The sequence below is a fragment of the Streptococcus toyakuensis genome, assembly GCF_024346585.1.
Taxonomy (GTDB): domain Bacteria; phylum Bacillota; class Bacilli; order Lactobacillales; family Streptococcaceae; genus Streptococcus; species Streptococcus toyakuensis.
The window spans coordinates 812,373-838,288 of sequence record NZ_AP024523.1 but is presented as its reverse complement, the minus strand read 5'-3'; the positions used below and the strand labels follow the sequence as shown (position 1 = coordinate 838,288).

At 40.3% G+C, this 25,916-nt stretch carries 28 protein-coding genes; 8 read left to right on the top strand and 20 right to left on the bottom strand.

Going from position 1 to position 25,916, the window contains the following annotated elements:
* Position 1 precedes the first annotated feature (1 nt).
* From STYK_RS04370 to STYK_RS04335, 8 genes are all read right to left on the bottom strand, one after another.
* Complete coding sequence (locus STYK_RS04370) at positions 2 to 1,060, bottom strand: ABC transporter permease (RefSeq protein WP_261805310.1); 1,059 nt, start codon at positions 1,058 to 1,060, stop codon at positions 2 to 4.
* A complete protein-coding gene (locus STYK_RS04365; protein WP_000929832.1) occupies positions 1,053 to 2,588 on the bottom strand; it encodes an ABC transporter ATP-binding protein in 1,536 nt (511 codons plus the stop codon). The genes STYK_RS04370 and STYK_RS04365 overlap by 8 nt, the downstream gene beginning before the upstream one ends.
* Before the next feature lie 136 nt (positions 2,589 to 2,724).
* Complete coding sequence (locus STYK_RS04360; RefSeq protein ID WP_261805309.1) at positions 2,725 to 3,777, bottom strand: BMP family lipoprotein; 1,053 nt, start codon at positions 3,775 to 3,777, stop codon at positions 2,725 to 2,727.
* 89 nt (positions 3,778 to 3,866) lie between these two features.
* On the bottom strand, positions 3,867 to 4,256 hold the full coding sequence (locus STYK_RS04355) for a cytidine deaminase (RefSeq protein WP_261805308.1): 390 nt from the start codon (positions 4,254 to 4,256) through the stop codon (positions 3,867 to 3,869).
* Complete coding sequence (gene deoC / locus STYK_RS04350) at positions 4,243 to 4,905, bottom strand: deoxyribose-phosphate aldolase (protein ID WP_261086850.1); 663 nt, start codon at positions 4,903 to 4,905, stop codon at positions 4,243 to 4,245. Before deoC ends, STYK_RS04355 begins: the two co-directional genes overlap by 14 nt.
* A gap of 19 nt (positions 4,906 to 4,924) precedes the next feature.
* Positions 4,925 to 6,202, bottom strand: a complete 1,278-nt coding sequence (locus STYK_RS04345; protein WP_261805307.1) for a pyrimidine-nucleoside phosphorylase — start codon at positions 6,200 to 6,202, stop codon at positions 4,925 to 4,927.
* A complete protein-coding gene (locus STYK_RS04340) occupies positions 6,199 to 6,789 on the bottom strand; it encodes a class I SAM-dependent methyltransferase (RefSeq protein WP_315972283.1) in 591 nt (196 codons plus the stop codon). Before STYK_RS04340 ends, STYK_RS04345 begins: the two co-directional genes overlap by 4 nt.
* 209 nt (positions 6,790 to 6,998) lie before the next feature.
* Positions 6,999 to 7,403 carry a hypothetical protein gene (locus STYK_RS04335; protein ID WP_261022014.1) on the bottom strand — a complete coding sequence of 135 codons (405 nt, stop codon included), beginning with the start codon at positions 7,401 to 7,403 and terminating at the stop codon, positions 6,999 to 7,001.
* 200 nt (positions 7,404 to 7,603) lie between these two features.
* Here STYK_RS04335 and coaA point away from each other — a divergent pair, with 200 nt between their 5' ends.
* The 3 genes from coaA (at position 7,604) to STYK_RS04320 (ending at position 9,393) form a co-directional block, all read left to right on the top strand.
* Positions 7,604 to 8,524, top strand: a complete 921-nt coding sequence (gene coaA, locus STYK_RS04330) for a type I pantothenate kinase (RefSeq protein WP_261022012.1) — start codon at positions 7,604 to 7,606, stop codon at positions 8,522 to 8,524.
* Between the two features lie 67 nt (positions 8,525 to 8,591).
* On the top strand, positions 8,592 to 8,828 hold the full coding sequence (gene rpsT, locus STYK_RS04325; RefSeq protein WP_001274000.1) for a 30S ribosomal protein S20: 237 nt from the start codon (positions 8,592 to 8,594) through the stop codon (positions 8,826 to 8,828).
* 52 nt (positions 8,829 to 8,880) lie between these two features.
* Positions 8,881 to 9,393 (top strand): DNA topology modulation protein, encoded by a 513-nt coding sequence (locus STYK_RS04320; protein WP_261022009.1) that lies wholly within the window; start codon positions 8,881 to 8,883, stop codon positions 9,391 to 9,393.
* Positions 9,394 to 9,484: 91 nt separating this feature from the next.
* Here STYK_RS04320 and deoD read toward each other — a convergent pair whose 3' ends face one another.
* The 6 genes from deoD to rpiA form a co-directional block, all read right to left on the bottom strand.
* On the bottom strand, positions 9,485 to 10,195 hold the full coding sequence (gene deoD, locus STYK_RS04315; protein ID WP_261022008.1) for a purine-nucleoside phosphorylase: 711 nt from the start codon (positions 10,193 to 10,195) through the stop codon (positions 9,485 to 9,487).
* A gap of 558 nt (positions 10,196 to 10,753) precedes the next feature.
* Entirely contained in the window at positions 10,754 to 12,037 is a 1,284-nt protein-coding gene (locus tag STYK_RS04310) for a chloride channel protein (protein WP_060628513.1), read from the bottom strand.
* A gap of 2 nt (positions 12,038 to 12,039) precedes the next feature.
* Positions 12,040 to 12,849, bottom strand: coding sequence for a purine-nucleoside phosphorylase (locus STYK_RS04305; RefSeq protein ID WP_261027841.1), 810 nt, complete (start codon positions 12,847 to 12,849; stop codon positions 12,040 to 12,042).
* Between the two features lie 15 nt (positions 12,850 to 12,864).
* Positions 12,865 to 13,407 (bottom strand): DUF1697 domain-containing protein, encoded by a 543-nt coding sequence (locus STYK_RS04300; RefSeq protein ID WP_261027842.1) that lies wholly within the window; start codon positions 13,405 to 13,407, stop codon positions 12,865 to 12,867.
* Position 13,408: 1 nt separating this feature from the next.
* A complete protein-coding gene (locus STYK_RS04295; RefSeq protein ID WP_000033118.1) occupies positions 13,409 to 14,620 on the bottom strand; it encodes a phosphopentomutase in 1,212 nt (403 codons plus the stop codon).
* A gap of 23 nt (positions 14,621 to 14,643) precedes the next feature.
* Positions 14,644 to 15,327, bottom strand: a complete 684-nt coding sequence (rpiA, locus tag STYK_RS04290) for a ribose-5-phosphate isomerase RpiA (protein ID WP_261805306.1) — start codon at positions 15,325 to 15,327, stop codon at positions 14,644 to 14,646.
* Between the two features lie 231 nt (positions 15,328 to 15,558).
* Between rpiA and STYK_RS04285 the strand changes: the two genes are divergently transcribed.
* Entirely contained in the window at positions 15,559 to 15,744 is a 186-nt protein-coding gene (locus tag STYK_RS04285; protein WP_001068558.1) for a hypothetical protein, read from the top strand.
* A 23-nt stretch (positions 15,745 to 15,767) separates the two neighbouring features.
* On the opposite strand, the gene STYK_RS04280 is transcribed toward STYK_RS04285, so the two are convergent.
* The 5 genes from STYK_RS04280 to STYK_RS04260 form a co-directional block, all read right to left on the bottom strand.
* The gene (locus STYK_RS04280; RefSeq protein ID WP_261805305.1) at positions 15,768 to 16,619 is read right to left on the bottom strand and encodes an NAD(P)H-hydrate dehydratase; all 852 of its coding nucleotides are present in this window, start codon (positions 16,617 to 16,619) and stop codon (positions 15,768 to 15,770) included.
* Between the two features lie 13 nt (positions 16,620 to 16,632).
* Positions 16,633 to 17,454, bottom strand: coding sequence for a phosphate ABC transporter ATPase (locus tag STYK_RS04275; RefSeq protein WP_261805304.1), 822 nt, complete (start codon positions 17,452 to 17,454; stop codon positions 16,633 to 16,635).
* A 63-nt stretch (positions 17,455 to 17,517) separates the two neighbouring features.
* Positions 17,518 to 18,378, bottom strand: coding sequence for a bifunctional methylenetetrahydrofolate dehydrogenase/methenyltetrahydrofolate cyclohydrolase (locus tag STYK_RS04270; RefSeq protein WP_261097267.1), 861 nt, complete (start codon positions 18,376 to 18,378; stop codon positions 17,518 to 17,520).
* Positions 18,379 to 18,555: 177 nt separating this feature from the next.
* Positions 18,556 to 19,290, bottom strand: coding sequence for an amino acid ABC transporter ATP-binding protein (locus STYK_RS04265; protein WP_023946442.1), 735 nt, complete (start codon positions 19,288 to 19,290; stop codon positions 18,556 to 18,558).
* Positions 19,290 to 19,973 (bottom strand): amino acid ABC transporter permease, encoded by a 684-nt coding sequence (locus STYK_RS04260; RefSeq protein ID WP_033686685.1) that lies wholly within the window; start codon positions 19,971 to 19,973, stop codon positions 19,290 to 19,292. The genes STYK_RS04265 and STYK_RS04260 overlap by 1 nt, the downstream gene beginning before the upstream one ends.
* 190 nt (positions 19,974 to 20,163) lie before the next feature.
* Here STYK_RS04260 and STYK_RS04255 point away from each other — a divergent pair, with 190 nt between their 5' ends.
* The 4 genes from STYK_RS04255 (at position 20,164) to STYK_RS04240 (ending at position 23,976) form a co-directional block, all read left to right on the top strand.
* The gene (locus STYK_RS04255) at positions 20,164 to 20,394 is read left to right on the top strand and encodes a DUF1797 family protein (RefSeq protein ID WP_000443570.1); all 231 of its coding nucleotides are present in this window, start codon (positions 20,164 to 20,166) and stop codon (positions 20,392 to 20,394) included.
* A 230-nt stretch (positions 20,395 to 20,624) separates the two neighbouring features.
* Positions 20,625 to 22,883 carry an ATP-dependent Clp protease ATP-binding subunit gene (locus STYK_RS04250; protein WP_261805303.1) on the top strand — a complete coding sequence of 753 codons (2,259 nt, stop codon included), beginning with the start codon at positions 20,625 to 20,627 and terminating at the stop codon, positions 22,881 to 22,883.
* 129 nt (positions 22,884 to 23,012) lie between these two features.
* Complete coding sequence (locus tag STYK_RS04245; RefSeq protein WP_020902950.1) at positions 23,013 to 23,465, top strand: NUDIX hydrolase; 453 nt, start codon at positions 23,013 to 23,015, stop codon at positions 23,463 to 23,465.
* Between the two features lie 211 nt (positions 23,466 to 23,676).
* Entirely contained in the window at positions 23,677 to 23,976 is a 300-nt protein-coding gene (locus STYK_RS04240) for a DUF1827 family protein (protein WP_000767194.1), read from the top strand.
* A gap of 174 nt (positions 23,977 to 24,150) precedes the next feature.
* On the opposite strand, the gene ezrA is transcribed toward STYK_RS04240, so the two are convergent.
* The gene (ezrA, locus tag STYK_RS04235) at positions 24,151 to 25,878 is read right to left on the bottom strand and encodes a septation ring formation regulator EzrA (RefSeq protein WP_061654061.1); all 1,728 of its coding nucleotides are present in this window, start codon (positions 25,876 to 25,878) and stop codon (positions 24,151 to 24,153) included.
* Between the last annotated feature and the right edge of the window lie 38 nt (positions 25,879 to 25,916).

The following is a 25,916-nucleotide window of genomic DNA, read 5'->3' as shown; positions in this document are numbered from 1 at the left end:
CTTACTTACCTCCTTTAACTTGTTTTTTAGGTTTGACAAAGCGTTCGATAATATAGTGAACGCTGACAAAGAAGATAATAGACGCTGTTACAATGCTGACAAGCTCAGACGGAACTTGCGCTGCATTCATACCCGGTGCCCCTACTTGCAAAACTCCAAATAAGAAGGCTGCAAAGAGAATTCCAATTGGGGAATTTCCAGCAAGCAAACTAACTGCCATCCCGTTAAATCCGATAGCTAATGATGAGCCCTGAACGTAAACGTTTTGGAAGGTTCCAAGACCTTCGACAGCTCCACCAAGACCAGCCAGAGCACCAGAGATAATCATTGATAGAATGATTGTACGTTTTGCTGAAATACCAGCGTACTCTGAGGCATGGGGATTAAGACCAACTGCACGAATTTCAAAACCGAGAGTCGTTTTCTTGAGCAAGAACCAAATCACGCCAACAGCAATGATTGCAAAGAAGATTCCGATATTCATACGGGAATTTCCAGTCAACTCTGATAACCATGGTGTCTGGTATGTAGCATTGGCACTAACACGAATCGTTGAATCTGTACTTTGCATAATATCTTTAGGAAAGGCATGAATAAAGGCATTTCCCACATACAATACAATGTAGTTCATCATGATGGTCACGATAACCTCTGACGTACCGAGATAGGCCCTGAGGATACCTGGAATCGCACCAACAATTCCACCTGCGATCAAAGCAATAATCACTGTCAATGGAATCAACACGAGACGAGGCATATCTGGATTTGACAAAGCAAACCAACCACTGAGAATCCAGCTTGCCAAAGCCTGACCAGGAAGTCCGACGTTGAAGAAACCTGCTCGACTGGCAACTGCGAAACCTAGACCTATCAAGACAAGAGGACCCATGGCACGGAAAATTTCTCCAATTCCACGGAGGCTACCGAAAGCTGTATAGAACAACTCCTCATAACCCCAGATAGCATCATATCCGAAGATCCACATGACAATAGCTCCAAGCAGGATTCCTAGGAATACAGAAATCAAGGGAACCGAAATTTGTTGTAATTTTTTAGACATCACTCTTCTCCTTTCCCAAGTTTCCACCAGCCATCAAGACACCAAGTTCTTGTTTGTTAGTTGTTTCTGGCGATACAATACCTTGAATCTTACCATCGTGAATAACAGCAATTCGGTCTGAGACATTTAAAATCTCATCCAATTCAAAGCTGACAACAAGGACTGCCTTTCCGTTATCACGTTCTTCAATCAAACGTTTGTGGATATATTCAATGGCACCGACATCCAAACCACGAGTTGGCTGGCTGACGATAAGGAGATCAGGATCACGATCAATCTCACGAGCGATAATCGCTTTTTGTTGATTTCCTCCTGAAAGAGCTGCCGCTGGAACAAATTCGCTTGCCGCACGGACGTCAAATTCTTCCATCAATTTCTTAGCATGTGAAGTGATATTGGCATAGTTCAAGATACCATTCTTGCTGAGTGGTTCTTTGTAGTAGGTTTGAAGAGCAATATTTTCTGAAATCATCATCTCCAAAATCAAGCCATCCCGGTGGCGGTCTTCAGGAACATGCCCCACACTGAGTTCTGTAATTTGTCGAGGATGCATCCCCACGATTGATTTGCCTTTTAATTCAACGCTACCTGACTCAATCTTACGAAGACCTGTAATGGCTTGAATGAGTTCAGATTGACCATTGCCATCAATACCTGCAATACCGACAATTTCACCAGCACGAACATCCAAGGAGAGATTTTTTACTGCTGGTACACCGCGGTTTTCATTGACAACCAAGTCTTTGATAGACAAGACCACTTCTTTGGGTTGTGGTGCCTGTTTTTCCGTTTTAAAGGAGACTGAGCGTCCAACCATCATCTCTGCCAAGTCTGCATTGGTTGCCCCTGCAATCTCAACTGTCTGGATTGATTTTCCACGACGGATAACTGTCACTCGATTCGATACTGCACGAATCTCATCCAGTTTATGGGTAATCAAAATGATGGACTTCCCTTCTTTGACAAGGTTTTTCATGATTGCCATCAACTCATCAATCTCTGAAGGAGTCAATACGGCTGTAGGTTCGTCAAAGATAAGGATATCAGCACCACGATAGAGTGTTTTCAAGATCTCTACACGTTGTTGGGCACCAACGGAAATATCCGCCACCTTAGCAGCTGGATCCACTGCCAAACCATAACGTTCAGAAAGAGCCTTGATTTCTTTAGTAGCACCAGCTATATCTAGAACACCATTTTTAGTGATTTCACTCCCTAGAATGATATTCTCAGCTACCGTAAAAGCCTCAACCAACATGAAATGTTGGTGAACCATCCCAATTCCAAGACCAGCGGCTTTAGATGGTGAGTCTAGTTTTACAACCTGACCATTCACCACAATTTCACCACTCGTTGGTTCAAGAAGTCCTGCTAGCATATTCATCAGAGTGGATTTACCCGCTCCATTTTCTCCTAAAAGTGCATGAATTTCACCTTTTCGCAGTTGCAAGTTGATTTTGTCGTTTGCTACAAATTCACCAAACACCTTGGTAATATCCCGCATCTCAATGACATTTTCGTGTGCCATATGCTCTTCCTTTCAGAGGTTTATTTTATTTCAATAAAACCTGCTAATCACATTAACAAGCTCTATTGAGACAAAAATTGCCTCAATTCTTAAAGAAGCGACCAATGGCCGCTTCCTAAGAAATGACTTTTATCCATTATTTTTCAGGAACTTTTACGCTTCCGTCAAGGATCTTAGCTTTTGCATCTTCAACAGCTTTTTTACCTTCTTCTGAAAGGTTTGTTACTGCTAGCTCAACCCCTTTATCTTTCAATGAGTAAACAATCACTTGTCCACCAGGGAATTCACCTTTTTCTGTTTTGTGGGCAATATCTTTTACAGTTGTACCAACTTGTTTCAATGTAGATACAAGAACGAAGTTAGATTCTTTACCATCTTTAGAAGTGTACTTACCTTCTGCTACTTGGTCACGGTCAACACCGATAACCCAAACTTTTTCACTTTCAGAACGGCTTTCATTGAGTGATTTTGCTTCTGCAAAGACACCAGCACCTGTTCCACCTGCTGCTTGATAAACAACGTCTGCACCAGCTGCGTATTGTGCTGCTGCAATTGTTTTACCTTTAGCAGCATCACCAAATGAACCAGCATAGTCAACTTGTACTTTGATAGATGGATCTACTGAGGCAACACCAGCCTTAAATCCAGCAGCGAAACGTGAGATAACTTCAGACTCAATACCACCTACAAAACCAACTTGTTTTGTTTTAGTTGTTTTAGCCGCTGCAACACCCGCAAGGTAAGCAGCTTCGTTATCAGCAAATGTTACGCTAGCAACATTCTTTTGATCTTTAATTACATCATCAATCAAGACATAGTTGATGTCAGAGTGGTCTTTTGCTGCTTCTTCAACCGCATTATGAAGGGCAAAACCAACACCGAAGATTAGGTTGTAGCTTCCAGCAGCTTGTTGCAAGTTGTTAGCATAGTCAGCTTCACTTGTTGATTGGAAGTAAGTGAAACCTTTATCTTTTGAAAGATTGTGTTCTTTACCCCAGTCTTGCAAACCTTCCCAAGCTGATTGGTTGAATGATTTGTCATCAACACCACCAGTATCAGTGACGATTGCTGCTTTTGTCTTCACATCAGAAGATGAAGCTGCATTACGAGAAGAGCGGTTACCACATGCAGCAAGTCCAACTGCTGCCACTGCAACTAGACCAAGGCCTAGCCATTGTTTCTTGTTCATTACTGAACCTCCTAAATAAGATGTGCAACGATGTTGCAAGTATGGATTGGTTGGTCACAAGGACCGTGCCACTCAGAGAGCGACTCAGACTAGTTTAAGTCCGTAAAAGAGTATGGAAGTAATTCCCCGACCGTCATCTCGACCGTCGATTTATCTTTTGCGACTAAAGTCACTTTTAGATCTTGTTCAAAAAATTCAGCCATCACTTGGCGACAAGCACCACATGGTGAAATTGGTTTTTCAGTCTGACCATAGACAATCAATTCTGAAAACTCTCTTTGTCCTTCGGACACTGCTTTAAAAATCGCTGTACGTTCTCCACAGTTGGTCAAAGAATAACTAGCATTCTCGATATTGACACCAGTATAAATACTACCATCTTTCGCCACTAGAACAGCTCCAACTGGAAAGTGAGAATAGTGCACATAGGCATGTTTGCTGCTTTCAATTGCTAGTTCAATCAACTCAGTAGTCGCCATCTGCCAGTTCTCCTTTTAAAATGGCTACCCCAGCTGACGTTCCGATACGGGTCGCCCCTGCTTCCACAAAGGAAAGAGCATCTGCATAAGAACGAGCTCCACCAGCAGCCTTGACACCCATATCAGGTCCAACTGTTTCACGCATTAATGTAACATCTGCTACCGTAGCACCACCAGTTGAAAAGCCAGTTGAAGTTTTTACGAAGTCAGCTCCCGCTTTTTGGGCCAATTGGCAAGCCTCAACTTTTTCTTGGTCTGTCAGAAGGCAAGCTTCAATAATGACTTTCACTAACTTGTCTCCACTTTCTTCCACGACGGCGCGAATATCCGACTCAACCAAATCAAGATTACCTGTTTTGAGAGCTCCAACATTGATCACCATATCAATCTCATCTGCACCATTTTGGATAACTTCTTTTGTTTCAAATGCTTTCACAGCTGAAGTTGTTGCTCCCAAAGGGAAACCTACTACTGTGCAGACCTTGACATCTGTGCCTTCAAGCCCTTTTTTAGCATGTTCAACCCAGGCCGGATTAACGCAAACACTGGCAAAATCATACTCTCTAGCCTCAGACAACAAACAATCAATTTGTTTTTCTGTCGCATCTTGTTTTAAAAGCGTATGATCGATATATTTATTTAATTTCATATTCGGATTCTCCTGCGGTTTATGAGATTATTTCTATAATTTCTCGTAAACTTTGCACGCTATCATTTATTTTAACATATTTTTGAAAATCTGTAACTAGCTGAGGAGAAATTTTTCCATTTGTGTATACTTTTGCAACAATTTCTCCCTTTTGAACGGAATCTCCGACTTTCTTTTCAAAAACAATTCCTGTTTCATAGTCCAAGGCATCAAACTTGACTGCACGACCTGCCCCCAGTCTCATAGCATAAAGTCCAAATTCCATAGCTGGAAGAGCTGAAATGACACCCGTTTCCTGAGCAGGGATGTCCACCACATGGGCTACATTTACAGGACGATAGAGGTCTTCCAAGTCTCCACCTTGGGCTTGGACCATCTCCTCAAACTTAGCCAGTGCTTGACCATTTTCAAGATGTTGGTGAACTTCTTCAATTGTCTTGTTAACATTTGCAAGGCCAAGCATAATTTGAGCCAGTTCGCATATAAAATGGGTAATATCCTGACGGCCTTGACCTTGTAAAATCTCCAATGCCTCAAGGATTTCTAGACGATTTCCAATCGCTCGTCCCAAGGGCTGACTCATATCCGTAATGACTGCTACCGTTTTTCTACCAACTGCCTTACCAAGATTCACCATAGTTTGAGCCAGTTCACGCGCCTCATCAACCGTCTTCATGAAGGCACCCTCACCGACAGTTACGTCTAGCAAAATAGCATCCGCTCCTGCCGCGATTTTCTTGCTCATCACCGAACTCGCAATCAAAGGAATCGTGTCGACAGTTGCGGTCACATCACGGAGGGCGTAGAGAAGCTTATCTGCTTTGACAAGCTGGTCTGATTGCCCAATGACAGATACACCAATATCCTGAACCTGACGAATAAAATCTTCTTGACTACGCTCTACTTGATAGCCCTTAATGGACTCCAATTTATCAATTGTCCCACCAGTATGGCCGAGACCACGACCACTCATTTTTGCCACAGGCACACCGAAGCTAGCAACAAGAGGAGCTAAAATCAAAGTCACCTTGTCACCAACACCCCCAGTAGAATGCTTGTCAACCTTAACCCCATCAATAGCGGATAAATCAAACTCTTGGCCTGTCTGAACCATTCTCATGGTCAAATCAGATATTTCTCGAGTCGTCATTCCTTTGAAATAGACAGCCATAGCAAAGGCAGACATCTGATAATCAGGAACAGTTCCTGACACATAGCCTTCTACCAGCCATTCAATTTCACTCGAAGTCAGCTCTTGACCCTCTCGTTTCTTTTGGATTAAATCAACTGCTCTCATTCTTTCACACTTCTAAGGATATAGTATCCCTTATCTTTTTTGACGATTTCACAATTGCCAAACACTTCCTCCATCTTTGACTTGGCGCTTGGGGCCCCTTGTTTCTTCTGGATAACGATTGTTAAATCTCCACCAGTTTCCAAGAAATCTTTACTTTTCTCAATGATTTCATGAACCACTTGCTTGCCCGCACGGATAGGAGGATTGGAAATGACATGGTCAAATTCCCCTTCAACTTGTTCATAGATGTTGGACTGGAAAATCGTCGCTTCTACTTTATTTCGTTTAGCATTTTGTCGCGCCAAATCCAAGGCACGATTATTGATGTCGACCATGGTAGACTGAACGCCATAAGCTTTAGCTAAAGACAAGCCCAAAGGTCCGTAACCACAGCCTACATCCAGGACAGTTTCTCCTTGGTTGACCTCAAGACACTTGAGCAAGAGTTGACTTCCAAAGTCAATCATTTTCTTGCTAAAAACACCCGCATCCGTCAAAAAGGTCATTTTTTCTCCCAACAAGTCCACTCTCAACTCATGAATGTCGTGAGCAGCATCAGGATTTTCTGCATAATACATTTTACTCATGAAACTATTTTACCATAATTTGCCTTAAATTGTAAATCGTTTACAAATTGATGATAAAACGAAAAAGACTGAAGAAAGCTAGTAAGTAAAACATTTTCTTCAATCTCTTTCAACACTTATAGATAAATGATAAACCATTTAGAACCATAAATATCATAGTCAGGATAAAACAAAAAGTTTATCATCTATAATCAGGCGCATTTTTATTACTATTGCTTAACCTTCAGATGCTTAATCATCAACAGGATTCCCAATAAGATGTTTAGATAAAAGCCCAACTGATACGTTTTTGTCAGGATTTCCAAACTTGTCCAAAGTCGGATTAAATCTTCTAGTGACATGCGGAATAAATAACCCTCTGTAGCAATCCATAGGACTAAAAAGACATAACTTCCAGCAGCAAGCCGTTTCGTCCACCGTTTTTTGAGTAGCCAAGCAATCAAGAGCGAACAGATAAAAATAGCTGTTACAATAGCATGTTCCATCAAAAAAGTAAAACCGTAATAGGTTTCCACAAAGCGTCTACCATTATCCGCATTCGCCCCTTTTATAAAAGGTAGTGCAAAACTTAAAATAAAACAGAGTTCCAATATGTAACGTTTTAAGATTTTCATAGTACACCTCCTATCAGTTGTGAACTAAAAAGCCCCCTTTATAAGCTTATAAATCGGTAGAAACTATCTCCTACTTCATCAATAAATTGTTCAGCCTCTATCTACCTCTATTATACGATATTGGCTTACTATCATCAAGAAACCGCTTTATTTTTTTAGCTTTTTATGGTATGATAAACAAAATATCTAGGGGAAAACAAATGACCAACGAATTTTTACATTTTGAAAAAATCAGCCGCCAGACTTGGCAATCTTTACATCGAAAAACAACACCTCCTTTGACAGAAGAGGAATTAGAATCCATCAAGAGTTTTAATGACCAGATTAGCTTGCAGGATGTTACCGATGTCTATCTTCCTCTAGCCCATCTCATCCAGATTTACAAGCGTACCAAGGATGATTTGGCCTTTTCAAAAGGGATTTTCCTTCAACGTGAAAGCAAATCTCAGCCTTTTATCATTGGGGTTTCTGGGAGTGTTGCCGTTGGAAAATCCACAACCAGTCGCCTACTTCAAATCCTACTGTCCCGTACACTTACAGATGCTACAGTTGAGTTGGTAACAACTGACGGCTTTCTCTATCCCAACCAAACCTTGATTGAACAAGGAATTTTAAATCGCAAGGGATTTCCTGAAAGCTATGATATGGAAGCTCTTCTCAACTTCCTGAATCGCATCAAAAATGGACAAGATGTGGATATTCCTGTCTATTCTCATGAAGTCTACGACATCGTACCCGAGGAAAAGCAAAGCGTCAAAGCTGCTGATTTTGTCATTGTTGAGGGAATAAATGTCTTTCAAAATCCACAAAACGAGCGTCTCTACATTACTGACTTCTTTGACTTTTCCATCTATGTTGATGCTGCAGTCGATGACATCGAGAGTTGGTATCTGGACCGTTTCTTGAAGATGCTGAGCCTAGCCCAAAACGACCCTGATAGCTACTATTATCGTTTTACTCAAATGCCAATTGGAGAAGTGGAATCCTTTGCCCATCAGGTCTGGACTAGTATCAATCTCACAAATCTACAAAATTATATTGAACCAACCAGAAATCGTGCGGAAGTGATTCTACATAAAACAAAGAACCATGAAATCGATGAAATTTACTTAAAAAAATAATTTTCCCTTGTCAAAACGTCAGTTTTCAGATATAATGGTATAGTTAGTAAATATGGAGGTAAGAACATTGGCAAACATTAAATCAGCTATCAAACGCGCTGAATTGAACGTTAAACAAAACGAAAAGAACTCAGCTCAAAAATCAGCTATGCGTACTGCTATCAAAGCTTTCGAAGCAAACCCATCTGAAGAACTTTTCCGTGCTGCTAGCTCAGCTATCGATAAAGCAGAAACTAAAGGTTTGATTCACAAAAACAAAGCAAGCCGCGATAAAGCTCGTCTTTCAGCTAAACTTGCTAAATAAGAAACAGTCCATAGAGGCTGTTTTTTTGTCTCCAAATAGGAAAGGGTAGAAAATGAAAATCGCAATTATCGGATATTCTGGTGCTGGTAAGTCAACGCTAGCTGAAAAGTTATCTCTCTACTACTCCATCCCAAAACTTCACATGGATACACTCCAATTTCAACCTGGTTGGCAAGACAGTGACCGCGAATGGATGTTGACCGAGATGAAAAGCTTTCTCACCAAGCATGAAGCTTGGATCACTGATGGGAATTATTCTTGGTGCTATTACGAAGAAAGAATGCAGGAAGCTGACCAAATCATCTTTCTTAATTTTTCGCCATTGACCTGTCTCTTTCGAGCTTTTAAGCGTTATTTCAAATACCGAGGCAAGGTCAGAGAAAGTATGGCAGCTGGTTGTCAAGAACAATTTAATTGGGAATTTATCAGATGGATTCTCTGGGATGGACGGACTAATAATGCTAAGGAAAGATACCAAAAATTAAGTGATACCTACCCTGAAAAGATGCATATTCTCCATTCTCAAGCAGAGATTGATTATTTCTTGCAATCTCTTAAAAAATAGACAATAGAGTAACATTCATTAAGGACAGTATGTAGTGAATGACTAAAAAAGGAAGATTTTCATTCAGAAAATCTTCCTTTTGTGTTCCCTTTTATTCTGCAATCAAGGTTTCCAAACCAACCTTCATCATATCGGTGAAGGTATTTTGACGTTCTTCTGCAGTCGTGTCTTCATCTGGATTGACCAAACTATCAGAAATAGTCATGATAGCAAGCGTGTCAACATGGTGTTGGGCTGCCAGATAGTAAAGGGCTGCTGCTTCCATTTCCACAGCCTTGACTCCCCATTTACCAAGTTCGATGTTCTTTTCAAAGTAGTTTGAGTAAAAAACATCAGATGATAAAACGTTCCCAACGTGGGTTGTCATACCGAGTTCTTTGGCGATATGGTAGGCCTTGTCCAGCAAATCAAAGCTAGCGATTTGTGGGAAATCGTACTGTGGCCAGTCATTGCGGATGATGTTAGAGTTGGTTGCCGCTGCCTGCGCCAAAACTAATTCACGAACGTGAACATCTTCATTCAATGAACCTGCTGTTCCCACACGGATCAATTTCTTCACACCGTAGTCAACAATTAACTCACGCGCATAAATCGAAATCGATGGCATCCCCATCCCAGTTCCCATGACAGATACACGGTGGCCCTTGTAAGTACCAGTGTAACCAAACATGTTACGCACTTCGTTAAAACAAACAGCATCTTCAAGGAAATTCTCCGCAATAAATTTAGCACGAAGAGGATCCCCAGGAAGAAGAATTTTATCAGCAATTTCACCCTGCTGAGCAGCAATATGGATAGACATAGTTAAGATATAAAGGGCGACAGAGAACAAAGTAAAAATAGGAAACTGACGAAGCATCTCAGATGCTAGACAGTTTATCTTTTTTACACAGTTCTCCGCCCGTATTCAGTTCAATGAATACAGTTAACCCATCCTTTCTTTATTCTAAAATTTATAATCAGAAAGATACCAAACCCGTCAAAAAGCGAAGGGAAAATAGGAGTTGGGCGCAGTGAGCGATGCTCGCTAGACCAACTATCTTTCCCCCACTGCTTTTAGGGTGGGTTCAATTCCTTTCTTTCTTAATTTTGATGATATTGAGAAGATTAGAGCGGCTTCAATTCAATCCCGAACTCCCCTTCTCTTCTGAGTTTTTAGAAAAGTTTTTCGCTCGTGTTCAAATCAGAACACACGCTCTACCTTTCTTTTTTTTATTTTTATATTTCATAACTAGGAAAAATCGGATTCAATCAAGATTCCAATAGGCCTACTTCATTTTTATTTAAAACAGTTATAAATAAATTGAGAGTTTTTTTAATCTTTTAAATCAAATCATTGACTAGAAGAAATGGGAATTTCCTACCTAATTACTTTATTCTTTGACTTCTGACTCAGTATGCTAGCCCAAGGAAAGTGGTCTAACATTTTTGCAAATTCATAGGCTAAAACAGCTGTTACTAAGAGATACGGAAGAGAATCTATACCTAGCCCAGTGAAACCTATAACTAATCCTGTTGCAGAAATGGGCGCCCTCAAGGTCACAGACAAAAAGCAAACCGATCCCAAAAGTAAAACGGTTGGCTGACTGTCCAAACCTAGAATCATGCCCAAGAGGGCAGCTCCAGCTATCCCCAAGGCAAAAGATGGTGTAAGAGTACCACCATAGGCCCCTGCCCAAAGGATAATAAGAACGACCACTGCTTTTAGGAAAAACATGAGAAGCACTGTTTGACCACTGCTACCATTTAAAATTTCCTGAGCCATCATCCGTCCATTTCCAAGTAGATGTGGAAAGGAACTTGCAAGACCAACAAGAAAAAGAAAAGCTGAGGGCAATGTTAGAAGTATTCGTTTATCTTTTATTCTGTTTGAAGACGCTGCCTTACTTAAGCGACCAAAAAGACAAGCTAGTGGAGTTAAGAAAAGAAGTAATAAGGGAATAATCCATATTTCCTTTAATGACCATGTGATAGCTGGAATCTGGTAGAGAGCCTGATCTGAAATAACCCAGCCTGCTATATAGGTTGAGACATAGGTAGTCAAACCGACTAAGACAAATCGTTTAATAGATAGAGCAATTCCTAGGGTTTCAAAAACAAAGAAGACACTTGTTAATGGAACCTGATAAACAGCCGCTAAACCAGCACCAGCACCACAAGCAAGGAGAAAGATACGATCCTTCATAGACAGTATACATATTTTTCCAATTTTTCCTGCAAATAGAGTCCCAATCTCTCGTGGTGCAGCTTCTTTGCCAATAGGCGCTCCCCCTCCAACTGCAATAATCTGCCAAATTGAATGAAATAGCTGTTTTAGAAAATGAAGCTTGTATTGTGAAGTCTCATCCTTCATCTGAGCTTTGATGGAATAAATCTTCGACCCTTTTTGCAAGAAATACCAGATCAAGGATGAGCTAAGACCCACGATTATTAAACTTAGTCCTATCCGTGAGGAGGAAACTCCATCTGTCAAAAATCCACTATGATGCTCTGACTGAACAAAAACTAGCTCCTCCACCATCTCTAAAAGATAATGGAGAACTATACCAGATAAACCCGAAACTATTCCTTGAAGAATTACTGCTATGAATAATCTAAAATTATAAGGGATTTTTCGAAAAATACTCCTCAATTCAATTAACATGATTACAATTCAGCAAGAATTGCTTTAAGCAAACCTTTGAAATCACCTTTAACACGTTCAGTCACTTCTACAACTTCTTCGTGGTTGAGTTCTTCTTGGAATCCAGCTGCAAAGTTAGTAATACATGAAATTCCTAGAACTTTCAAACCTGAGTGGGTTGCTACAATAACTTCAGGAACAGTAGACATACCGACTGCATCAGCTCCCAGTGTCTTATAGGCACGAATTTCTGCTGGTGTTTCATAAGTCGGACCAGTAACACCGATATAGACACCTTCATCAAGTTTGATACCAAGTTTTTTAGCCACTTCATGGGCAGTAGCACGGTATTCTGGTGTGTAGGCCTTAGACATATCTGGGAAACGAGGACCAAATTCATCTAAGTTTTCACCCATCAATGGGTTTTGCCCCGTCATATTGATATGGTCTGAGATAGCCATCAAAGTGCCAGGCCCATAACCAATACCACCAGCTGCATTGGTTACAATGACACCTTCACATCCGAGGACTTTCATCACACGAACTGGGAAGGTCACAACTTCCAGAGGATTTCCTTCATAGAAATGGAAGCGACCTTGAAGAGCCAAGACCTTGCGCCCTGCAAGTTCACCATATACCAATTTACCAGCGTGACCAACTACTGTAGAGCGGCCCCAGTTTGGAATATCAGCATAGTCTACTACAACTGGATTTTCGATTTCTTCTGCCAGTTCTCCAAGTCCTGATCCAAGGATTAGACCAAACTCAGGCGCTTGGATTCCCTTGTCTTTCAGGAAAGCAGCTGTTTCATTGATTTTATCTAAAAATGTCATTGTGTGTCTCCTTTATTATTTTTTAAGCATTTGACCGATTTTGTCAAAGGTTTTTGCATTGCGAATGGTAATGTAGCGATAGAATGGCATCTTAAGTAAGTACTTATGATAGGCAGTCTTAGAATAGGATTCTTCAGAGAATTTCCCCCAGAAAATCCCACGTTTTCCAAAATGTAGAACTTCATCTTTCAGCTCTAAACTCTCAACTGTCGCGATGACTTGGTCCACATCCAAGCCCTCAGTGTAAAAGAGGACGTCTTTTCGTGCCAAGTCTTCGTTCCACCAATCTGGTAGATTTTCCACTTCTGCTTCATAGTCTTCTTGACTCAGTAGGGAAAAGCTCTGAATAAATGGATAATGGACTCCAAAGAAGGCCTCTAACTTTTCAACCAATTGGGCTTTGGGAGCTGTCGAAGTAAAGAAAATATTACCACTGTTGATGTAAGTTTCAACCTTTTCCATTCCCAACTCGGTCAATTCTTGACGAAGCTCCGCCATGACGACCTTATTCTTGCCCCCAACATTGATACCTCTCACTAGCGAAGCATAGCGTGTCATCTTATACCAATTTATCTAAGAAACTTTCCCCAATCATGGCAGTTTCAACACCAAAGTTATCAGCAACAGTCGCTGAAATATCTGCAAAATGTCCTACTGGAATGACACCATTTCCTTTAAAGGCAGGACTGTAAGCCAACAATGGAATATATTCGCGAGTGTGGTCTGTTCCTGCATAGGTTGGATCATTTCCATGGTCCGCAGTAATCAAAAGAAGATCATTCTCTCTCATGGCTGCGATAATTTCAGGCAAGCGTTCATCAAACTCATGCAAGCAATCACGGTAACCATGAGCATTACGGCGGTGACCGTAAAGAGCATCAAAGTCAACCAAGTTTGTGAATGAGAAGCCTTTTTCAAATTCAGCAAGGCCCATGGTCTTCAATAGTGTATCAATTCCATGGCTGTTTGACTTGTTATGACCCATATCATGGTTGATACCCGCACCGTTAAAGATATCATTGATTTTACCAACAGCGTAAGTATCGATACCAGCTTCATTGAGTTTATCGAGAACAGTTGGTGCAAATGGAGATACGGCCAAGTCACGACGATTTGCTGTACGAGTGAAGTTACCTGGCTCACCGACATATGGACGGGCAATGATGCGACCTAGAAGGGCAGGGCGCTCAAGGGTAATCGAACGAGCGTATTCACAGATACGGTACAATTCGTCCAAAGGAATAATATCTTCGTGGGCAGCAATCTGCAAAACAGGGTCAGCTGAAGTATAGATAATCAACTCTCCAGTTTCCATCTGACGTGGTCCAAAGTCATCGATAACGGCTGTTCCTGAGTAAGGTTTGTTAGCTTCACGAATAACCTTGCGCCCTGAGAATTCTTCGATTTTTGTCAAGATTTCTTCTGGGAATCCATTCCAGAAAGTATCGAAAGGCTCAGTAATGTTGAGTCCCATGATTTCCCAGTGTCCAGTCATAGTATCCTTACCAAGAGATACTTCCTCTAATTTTGTTGCATATCCTGTTGGATTGCTTTCAGCTGGAACAGTCTTAAGAGGAGTTTCACGAGGAATATTTCCCAGACCAATTTTAGCCATGTTTGGCACATTCAAACCAACTGTTTTAGAAATGTGTCCCAGTGTGTCAGAAGCTCCATCTGGAACCCCTGCATTGACAAAGTTATTAGCATCTGGTGCAGCACCGATTCCTACAGAATCTAATACCACCAAGTGAATACGATTAAATTTTGACATAGTGTATCTCCTTATTATTTTAGTTATCTTGCTTTTGTTGAAGTTAAAATCTGAACTCCGTCTCGTCCAGCAACGATGACCTTATCCACCATTTTGTTGAATAAGCCGTGCTCTACAACACCAACGACATGGTCCAATTCTTGTCCGAAAGTAATTGGATCTTCAATGACATCCAAGGCAAGGTCAATGATAAAATTCTGCATATCCGTCACAAAACGGTGGCCGTCTTTTTCACGGAAACTTGGTTTGTAGCCAGCTCGCTCAAAACGACGGAAAACCTGTTCTGCGCCATACCGAACCACTTCCACAGGCAATTTAAAAGCACCTAGTTTGTCTACCAGCTTGCTTTCATCCACCACCCAAATATATTCTTTTGAGGGCGTTGCGACAACCTTCTCCATCAGAAGGGCACCACCACCACCTTTGATTCCATTAAACTGACTATCCACTTCGTCCGCCCCGTCGACTGTCACATCGACAACATCTACTTGGTCAATAGACTTGAGCGGGATATTAAGACCTTCAGCCTGTTTACTAGTCACACTAGAAGTCGTTACAGCTGTAATCTGTAACCCTTCTTCCTTGATCCGACGACCGATTTCTTCTACGAAATAATAGGCAGTAGACCCCGTTCCAAGTCCGACTACCATGCCATCCTTGACAAACTCAGCAGCCTTGATACCTGCCATTTTCTTCAGATTTTCCACTCAAACACCTCCATTAAAGAGCTATTTCTATTATAACATGTATCCGTTTTTATTTCATGGATACACTAGAAAAACCCGAACATTTTTATTTTTATGTCCACCTTGTTTTGGTAGTTAGAATCTTAGTTATGAGAACTTGTAGATAAAAACAGGTCCTATCCAAAAGCAGCAACAGTTGATTTTTTATCATAAAGATGATTAAATAGTTAAGTACAGAAAAGGAGAAATAAGATGAACCCATTAGATTTGTTTAATCAAGTAAAAGAGTTAATCGAAACAAAAGATTTCGAAGCTGCAAAAACATTTGTTGCAGAAAATCAAGAACAGCTTGGAGAATACTTCTCTCAAGCTCAGCAGTTGATTTCTGGTTCTGAAGGTCTAGATGGCCTCGTTGGAAAGATTAAAGGATTTTTCTAAAAATATAAAGGCGCCTGAAACTATCAGGTGCCTTTTTGAGATATTTTTTTCATTATTTCGGGCAGATAAGAGCTGATTTCCGTCGGCAAGACCACATAATGTTCTTGAGATAGTTCTTGGGCTATGGCTGAATGAAGATGAGTCGCTACTGCCACACGTTCGTAGAGACTGGCCTGTCGAAATTGGCCTGCAAATCCTGCAATCATTCCAGCAAGAGTATCTCCCATTCCCCCAGTCGCCTGATAGGGACCGCCAACCTGTAACTGGTAATAATCAGATTGGCCAACTTGCCAAATACGAGTAGCTGGACCTTTCTCCACCAAAATTGTTCCTTGAGGAAAGAAAGTCAGGGCACTAGCCGTTGCAGCTTCCTTTTGCTTTTCAATAGCAATACCAGACATCTTTTCCCATTCTTTTTGGTGGGGAGTTAAGATAAACTGGTTAGACGGAAATGACAAACTTATTCTAGCAAGAATAGTCAAGGCACCTCCATCTACAATCAAAATCTGATTTTGGCTTAAATTAGCAAAGACCTGTTTGACTAGTTCTTCTCCAAAAGCATCGTCTCGTAAACCAGGCCCCACTAAGACCACTTCTGCCTTCTCCAATTGCTCTTTTAACAATTGCTGGTCTTGAAGAGAAAAGGCCATAGCCTCAGGTAAATGACTGTGCAAAGCCGGGATATTTTCCCTATCTGTTCCAACAGTCACCAAACCAGCTCCACTTTTAACAGCTGCCAAAGCAGCCATGATGATAGCACCACCATAAGGATAAGTCCCACCAAGCAACAGCAGACGGCCATAGTCTCCTTTATGACTGGTACGAGAACGTTCAATAATGACTTTTTCTAGTAAGGTTTGCTCAATCACTCTCATCGTTTTTCCTCAACTATCCTTTATTTGATTGTTTTAAAACAACTTGATAGACTTTCTTAGTCCACTCTTCTAAGTCTTCTCCAGCATAGTCAAGATAATGCACCCTATCTTGTATTTTAGTTGGAATAATATTTTCAAATTGGCTCTTATTATGAGTTGGAATAATACAAATATACAACTCACTAAATAAATTCAACATGTCCTTAATTTTTGCAACATGGCAGCCATCAAAAATATAACCAGTAACTTTAATCAAATCTGTATAGATAAAATGAAAACTCACTCCAGGAATAAACTTGTCTTGTAATTCTTTCTCTGAAGGAGCTCGACCTAATAAACGCTCCATCGCTAATCGATAACCAGAACTTGTATTTGACCACCCTAACATGACATAGTCAAAATAATCTATCGGATCCGATGCAGCATTTCTAATATCCAAAACCAACTCCTCAGCATCTCGCCCAAAGGCTTTCACAGCAGATAAGAGCTGACCTGTTTTAAAGATAGAAATCGCTGCATCTATAGTCGTAGTATGACTACAGTAGTCTGAAGTCACTAACCTCTTATGTAGATCATAAGTCGAGGCTACTCTTTTATCTGTAGGGGTAAATGGTGGCAGAAAGGGATGCTGACAGATGTAATCTAAAATTTCTTTTTTTAAACAAGAATCAGCACACTCAATACTTGTTTGACGTTTATGAAGTTTTTCGTAAGCTATAAATTTAGCAATTTTTTCTAATTCCCACTCTTGAATATTTGGATAATCAATTAGTGCTAAGTAGTATATTCCATCCCATTGTAAACTATATTCTCCATTATAAATTTTTAAAATCATCTAATCACCTCACTCCATTATACAACAAAAAGGAGGCGCATACCTCCTTTTGTAATCTTACTTTTAAAATTTTCTATCCAATGTCCGGAGTGCTGCTTGATAAGTTTGCTCCATCAGCATAGTAATGGTCATAGGACCCACACCTCCAGGAACTGGCGTAATATGGCTAGCAAGTGGGGCAACTGCCTCATAATCCACATCCCCACAGAGCTTTCCGTTTTCATCACGATTCATCCCAACGTCAATGACTACCGCACCTGGTTTGACAAAGTCAGCAGTCACAAACTTGGCACGACCGATTGCAACAACCAGAATATCTGCTTTAGCAGCCACCTTGGCAAGATTATGAGTCCGTGAGTGGGTCAAAGTCACTGTAGCATTCTTTGCCAAAAGAAGCTGGGCCATAGGTTTTCCAACGATATTAGAACGACCGATGACGACCGCATTTTTACCTTCTAATTCAATCCCATATTCATGAAACATTTCCATAATTCCTGCAGGTGTAGAAGGAATCATGACTGGATGACCAGACCAGAGACGTCCCATGTTTAGGGGATGGAAACCATCCACATCCTTTTCTGGATCAATGGCCAATAGAACCGCCTCTTCATCAATATGTTTTGGTAATGGTAACTGGACCAAAATTCCATGCCAAGCTGGATCTTGATTGTATTTGGCAATCAAGTCTAACAATTCCTCTTGAGTAATGGTATCTGGAACTCGCACAACTTCACTACGGAAACCAGCCGCAAGGGCTGACCTCTCCTTGTTACGAACATAGACTTGGCTTGCTGGATTATCCCCAACCAAAATCACTACCAAACCAGGTACTAAACCTGTCTCTTCCTTTAATTTTTCAGTCTTTTCAGCCAACTGTCCTTGTAACTTAGCTGCCAGAGCCTTCCCATCAATAATCTGTGTCATATCACTTCTCTTTTCTTTCAAATATCTTCCATTATACCAAAAACTGCTAATCCCCTCTAACACTTCTTTCCTAGGCTATCTTATAGTTTCAAACTATAAGAAAAAGCTCGGTTCGAGCTTTTCATTAATCTATATTTTATATGTAAAGTTGGCTACAAATAGCTAAACAAAGCTAACTTATAAAACCTTACTCAAGAAGTCTTTAGTCCGTTGTTCTTGAGTTTGTTCAAAAATCTGTTCAGGTGTTCCGTCTTCAACAACCACACCGTCTGCCATAAAGATGACACGGTCTGCCACCTCACGAGCAAATCCCATCTCATGTGTTACGATAACCATAGTCATTCCTGACTTGGCTAGATCTTGCATAACACCTAGAACCTCACCAACCATTTCAGGGTCCAAGGCTGAAGTTGGCTCGTCAAAGAGTAAAACATCTGGTTCCATTGCCAAACCACGCGCAATGGCAATCCGTTGTTGCTGACCACCTGACAAACTCTGTGGATAAGCAGTTGCCTTATCTGGTAAACCAACTTTTTCCAAAAGTTCCTGAGCTCTCTTCTCTGCAACTTCCTTACTTTCACCTTTGGTCTTGATAGGAGACAAAGTGATATTTTCCATCACAGTCATATTAGGAAAGAGATTAAATTGTTGGAAAACCATCCCCATCTTCTCACGCATAGCAAACAGATCATTCTTCTTGTCCGTAATATCGACTCCTTCAAAGATAACCTTCCCCTTGGTCGCTTCTTCTAACAAATTCATAGAACGAAGCAAGGTAGATTTCCCGCTTCCTGAAGGACCGATGATGACGACAACCTCTCCTCTTTTAATCTCGAGGTTGATGCCCTTCAATACTTCATTCTTTCCAAAGGATTTATGTAAATTTTCAATTTTTATCAAGGTTTCTGTCATTATTTTTTATCTCCTTGTCCCATACGTTTTTCAAAAGCTTTCAAGGCTACTGTCAAAATAGAAGTCATAATCAAGTAATAAAAGGCTGCAAATAAAAGTGGTGTTAAAGGTAGATAGGTTGTTGTAGAAACTGTTGTAGCCCCATTCCACAACTCCATGACACCGATAGCTGATAAGAGGGAACTATCCTTGATAATAGTGATAAATTCGTTTCCCAATGCTGGCAAAATATTTTTGATAGCTTGTGGCAAAATCACATAGCGCATCGCATTTTTAGGACGAATCCCTAAAGAATAGGCCGCCTCTAACTGACCCTTAGGAACCGCATTAATTCCGGCACGAACAGTCTCAGAAACATAAGCACCACTGTTCATAGAGATAATCAAAATCCCTGGAATCAGACGAGAAAGGTCAACACCTAAAATTCCAACCTGAATAGTCGGAGCATTGATGTGCATAAGGGCAAAGGCAATCATAATCTGAACCATCATCGGTGTCCCACGGAAAATCCAAACGTACAAGTTGGCGAGCCAAACAAACGGTTTAAACTTTGAACGTTGCCCAAAAGCCAAGACAACACCCAGAATGGTTCCTAAAAAGACCACACAGATAGAAATGAGAACCGTCACGACAGCCCCGTAGTTAAAATAAGGTAAATACTTTGGTAAAAAAGAAAAATTCATAGTCACACTGCTTTCTAAAATAGAATACTGTATGATTATAACATGCACTGAATTAAAATTCAAATCTTTTGTCTAATTTATTCAAAAAATCTTTAAGATGGTAGAATTAGCGAGAAATCTTAGTTTTTTCTAGTCAAGTTGCCCTCCTTTATGGTAAAATAGTAACGATAAGAAATGAAGGAGAATCAAAATGGAATCACATTTGGTTAGAATCATCAACCGCCTTGAAGCAATGGCAAAAGACGGCGGAAATTTAAAACGTAATTTTGAACGCGAAGGAGTTGTTGTTGCAGAAGTTGCATACAGCCACGACGAAGAAAACGGCTCAATCTTTACCCTTCGTGATGTCGAAGCTCGCGAAACTTATACGTTTGACAGCATTGACTTGATTGCAATGGAGATTTACGAACTCCTTTACTAATACAAAACAAGCTGGGATTACACCCTGCATGTCTAACCAAAATCCTTTTTGTCTCGCAAATAGGATTTTTTTATTCCCTAAAATCTCAAAAATTTTCATTGTAACAACTTCTCAAAGCTGCAATCTTTTTACTTGCTTTACACCCCAATCCTGTTATAATGAGAGTATAGAAATTTGACTATTTTTGACCTTTAAACAGGTCAGGCTAAAGAAAGAAATGAGGTAGATGTATGCTTTGTCAAAACTGTAAAATCAATGACTCAACAATTCATCTTTACACCAATCTCAATGGAAAACAAAAACAAATTGACCTCTGTCAAAACTGCTATAAGATTATCAAGACAGATCCTAACAATACCCTCTTTAAAGGTATTACGGATCTGAACAATCGTGACTTTGATCCCTTTGGTGATTTCTTCAATGACCTAAACAATTTCAGGCCTTCTAACAATACTCCTCCGACTCCCCCAACCCAATCAGGTGGAGGTTACGGTGGAAATGGCGGCTATGGTTCCCAAAATCGTGGACCTGCTCAAACTCCTCCACCAAGCCAAGAAAAAGGCCTACTGGAAGAATTTGGTATCAACGTAACTGAAATTGCCCGTCGTGGAGATATTGACCCCGTTATTGGGCGCGACGATGAGATTATCCGTGTCATAGAAATTCTCAATCGCAGAACCAAGAATAATCCTGTTCTTATCGGTGAACCAGGTGTCGGAAAAACTGCCGTTGTCGAAGGTCTAGCTCAGAAAATAGTTGATGGAGATGTTCCCCATAAACTACAAGGAAAACAAGTCATCCGTCTGGATGTGGTTAGCCTAGTTCAAGGAACGGGTATCCGTGGACAATTTGAAGAACGCATGCAAAAACTCATGGAAGAAATTCGCAAACGTGAGGACATCATCCTCTTTATCGATGAAATCCATGAAATTGTCGGTGCTGGTTCTGCGGGCGATGGCAATATGGATGCAGGAAATATCCTCAAGCCAGCCCTTGCTCGTGGGGAACTGCAACTGGTCGGTGCCACTACCCTCAATGAATACCGTATCATTGAAAAAGATGCTGCCCTAGAGCGCCGTATGCAACCAGTTAAGGTCGATGAACCAACAGTAGAAGAAACAATCACTATCCTCAAAGGGATTCAAAAGAAATACGAAGACTACCACCACGTTCAGTATACCGATGCTGCAATTGAAGCAGCTGCAACTCTTTCCAATCGCTACATCCAAGATCGCTTCTTGCCTGACAAGGCCATTGACCTCCTAGATGAAGCTGGTTCTAAGATGAACTTGACCTTGAATTTTGTCGATCCTAAAGTGATTGATCAACGCTTGATTGAGGCTGAAAATCTCAAGTCTCAAGCTACACGAGAAGAAGATTTTGAAAAGGCTGCCTACTTCCGCGACCAGATTGCCAAATATAAGGAAATGCAAAAGAAAAAGGTCACAGACCAGGATACTCCTATCATCAGTGAGAAAACCATTGAGCACATTATCGAGCAGAAAACCAATATCCCTGTTGGCGATTTGAAAGAGAAAGAACAATCTCAACTCATCCATCTAGCCGAAGATCTCAAGTCTCATGTTATTGGGCAGGATGATGCAGTCGATAAGATTGCCAAGGCTATTCGCCGGAATCGTGTCGGACTTGGTACCCCTAACCGCCCAATTGGAAGCTTCCTCTTTGTCGGACCAACTGGTGTCGGTAAGACAGAACTTTCCAAACAACTAGCCATTGAACTTTTTGGTTCTGCTGACAGCATGATTCGCTTTGATATGAGTGAATATATGGAAAAACACAGTGTGGCGAAATTAGTCGGTGCCCCTCCAGGTTATGTCGGCTATGACGAGGCTGGGCAATTAACTGAAAAAGTCCGCCGCAATCCCTACTCTCTTATTCTCTTGGATGAAGTAGAGAAAGCCCATCCAGATGTCATGCATATGTTCCTCCAGGTCTTGGACGATGGTCGTTTAACAGATGGACAAGGACGTACCGTTAGCTTCAAGGACGCCATCATCATCATGACTTCAAATGCAGGTACAGGTAAGGCAGAAGCTAGCGTTGGATTTGGTGCTGCTAGAGAAGGACGTACCAACTCTGTTCTTGGTGAACTCGGTAACTTCTTTAGCCCAGAGTTTATGAACCGTTTTGATGGTATTATCGAATTTAAGGCTCTCAGCAAAGATAACCTCCTTCAGATTGTCGAGCTTATGCTTGCAGATGTTAACAAACGTCTTTCTAGCAACAACATTCATTTGGATGTAACCGACAAGGTCAAGGAAAAATTGGTTGACCTTGGTTATGATCCAAAAATGGGAGCACGCCCACTTCGTCGTACTATTCAAGACTATATTGAGGACGCAATCACTGACTACTACCTTGAAAATCCAATCGAAAAAGACCTCAAGGCAGTGATGACCAGCAAGGGTAACATTCAAATCAAATCTGCCAAAAAAGCTGAAGTAAAGACTTCTGAAAAAGAAGTATAAATCCTATAGAAAAGGAGTAGAAAATGAAAATTTTCTGCTCCTTTTTACTAAAATAACTATAAATTCTTGACAGCTAGGCCTTTGTCCATTAAGATAATAATAAAGATAATAGATAATGAGGAAAATGCAATGGCAAACCCAACTTTCGGAGAAAAAAAAGCGAATACAGACTATGTTTCACGCTATGGCGTATATGCAGTTATACCTGATGCTGAACAAAAACAAATTGTTCTTGTTCAAGCACCCAATGGCGCTTGGTTCCTACCAGGTGGCGAAATTGAAGCTGGTGAGAACCATCAGGAAGCCCTAAAACGTGAATTGATTGAAGAGCTTGGCTTCACAGCTGAAATTGGTGCCTATTACGGACAAGCTGACGAATATTTCTACTCTCGTCATCGTGACACCTACTACTACAATCCTGCCTACCTCTATGAAGCAACTTCTTTCAAAGAAGTGCAAAAGCCACTAGAAGACTTTAATCATATTGCCTGGTTCCCTATTGATGAAGCTATTGAAAATCTCAAACGTGGTAGCCATAAATGGGCCATCCAATCTTGGAAAAAGCAGCATAAGATTGACTAATACTCTTCGAAAATAAAATTCAAACCACGTCAGCATCGCCTTACCGTAGATATGGTCACTGACTTTGTCAGTCTTATCTACAACCTCAAAACTGTGTTTTGAGCAACCTGCGGCTAGCTTCCTAGTTTGCTCTTTGATTTTCATTGAGTATAAATCAAGCGACTTTATTCAAAAAGTGCTATAATAGAATTAGAAAATCGGAGGAAATATTATGAAGCTTATCAATACGACAAACTCACACTCGCAACTTGTAAAAAGTCAGCTAGAAAGTACCGATGCAACCCTTGTTGAGGTTTATTCTGCGGGGAATACAGATGTTATTTTTACCCAAGCGCCGCTTCACTATGAAATCCTCATCTCAAACAAACACCGTGCTATTCGTGAGCCTGAAATCGAAACCATTCAAGAATTTTTCTTGAAACGTAAAATTGATAAGGACTCTATTGATGAAGCCAATATCAAGACACTCTACTCAGAGAAATTGATTGGAATTTCGATTCCAATCAAATAAAATTTTGGAGAGATTAGAAAGCTATTGAACCTTCTAGACCAAACATAGGTTCTGACTTGCTTTTTAAATCGTCTCCAATTTTTTATCTTGAGATCTCATCATACAAGATTTTATAGACAAATAATAAAAAAGATTTGATTCTGCTTCTCACACAATCAAATCTTTTTTATTATTTTAGAAACGAATCGTTTCACGTGTTTTTTCATATGAGGTAACAAAGCGGTTGGTTACACCAGGCTCTGCCACTTCCAATGCTTGAGAAATCTTGTCAAATGAAGCGTGATAATCAAATTCTTTTTCAAAAATATCTAAAGCTTCGTTAAATGCTTCTTGAATACGTTCATCAAATGAGCGGTAGCGGTTAGAATATTGCAATAGTTGCTCTGTCAAGGTTGCATACTGCACAATATTATAAGTTTCCGTTTCTAAAGCTTCCATATCATTCGTTGCAATTTCAAGAACTCTGGTAACAGATTCAATGTTAATCATTTTTTGTTCTAACTCAACCATTAAATCCTCGGTATTATTGCTTGCCGTAAAGAATAACTTCAAGAAAGCTTGTGGAATACCTGGCAGATTGCGTTTTTCCATGTATCGCTTGATAGTATGGAGACGATTGACATAAACATTGGCCTTTTGACGTGCATTGATATCATCTTTCTCAATCTGTGTCAGGCGCTCACTAACTGAAATTTGCTCATCTTCAATATCTTTTAGTTGAGTTTGTAAATCCTCAAGATTTTCTTCAAGAACTGAATAAGCTTGGGTTGGTTCTTCTTGATTTGAAGTTACCTCAGCAATAGCTGCCTCAAAACTCTCTAATTCTGTCTGAATACGACGAACATGGCTTGCAGCTGTCTCAGGAAGTAAATAGGTCTTGCTCAAACGTGCAATATCTTCTCCCAATAAAGTATTATTCTCTTTCATATGTTGAAGGTAAGTTGGAAGAGTTGCAAGTAAATTTTCCACTACTTTCTGAGCAGCAATTTCTCGAGTAAAAATATCATACAAGGCATTGATTTCCTCTTGTGCCTGTCCATTCTCATATTCGGCATTATCCAATTCCAACTGGCGAATATTCTCTTGGTTTTTCTTGAATGCTTCATAAAGCAAGTGGAAACGTGCTTCAATATCCGTTTCAACAAAATGATAATTAGCATCAATTAGTTTACGATAACCATCTTCTAAATCTTCTAGTTGATCTGGTAGCTCTTTAGATAATGTTGTTACAATTGCTGGTATACGATCAACAATATGTGTCAAAGCCAAGATATGATTTTCAGCATTATCCAAAATCACAGCAGCTTCTACCGGGTCACCCGATGAATTCAAGGTTACAAATTGTGAAAATTCAGATTGGATATTTTCTAATTGTTTTTCAATTTCATCCAAGGCTTGACCATACTGTTCTGAATTTTCAGCAACTCTATGCTGAAGTTCCTCAAATAAATCCAAAGCATGAAGAACACGACCACTATTTTTAGATTCTTGCTTCTCTAAGTCTGCCAAAGCATTGCGAATTTCAGCAATATCTTCTTCAATCAAAGTAATTTGACTCTCAATTTGGTCAATTTGATGACTGGCCTTGAGAAAACGAAATGAATGGTTATAGCCTTCTGCTTCAAAAAGATTATTTTCAATATCGGCAAAAGAGTTGAGAGATAAATCGACCCATTTTTGATTCCATTCACGGAAAGCCACTTGACTTTGTCCAATCAAGTGCATATTTTTTACAGCTTCTACTTCATCATTTACTGGAAGATTGTATAGTTCTTCTTTTCTTTCTTCTAGCGCTTCTAATCTTCCCTCGTTTCGCTTACGTAGAAAGATTGCCACTACATAAGCCAGAACTAAAATGACTGCAATTGCAACCATTAAATAAATTAGTTGTCCATTAGACATATCAAACTCCTTTTTTACTTGAAACAATCGTAATGATT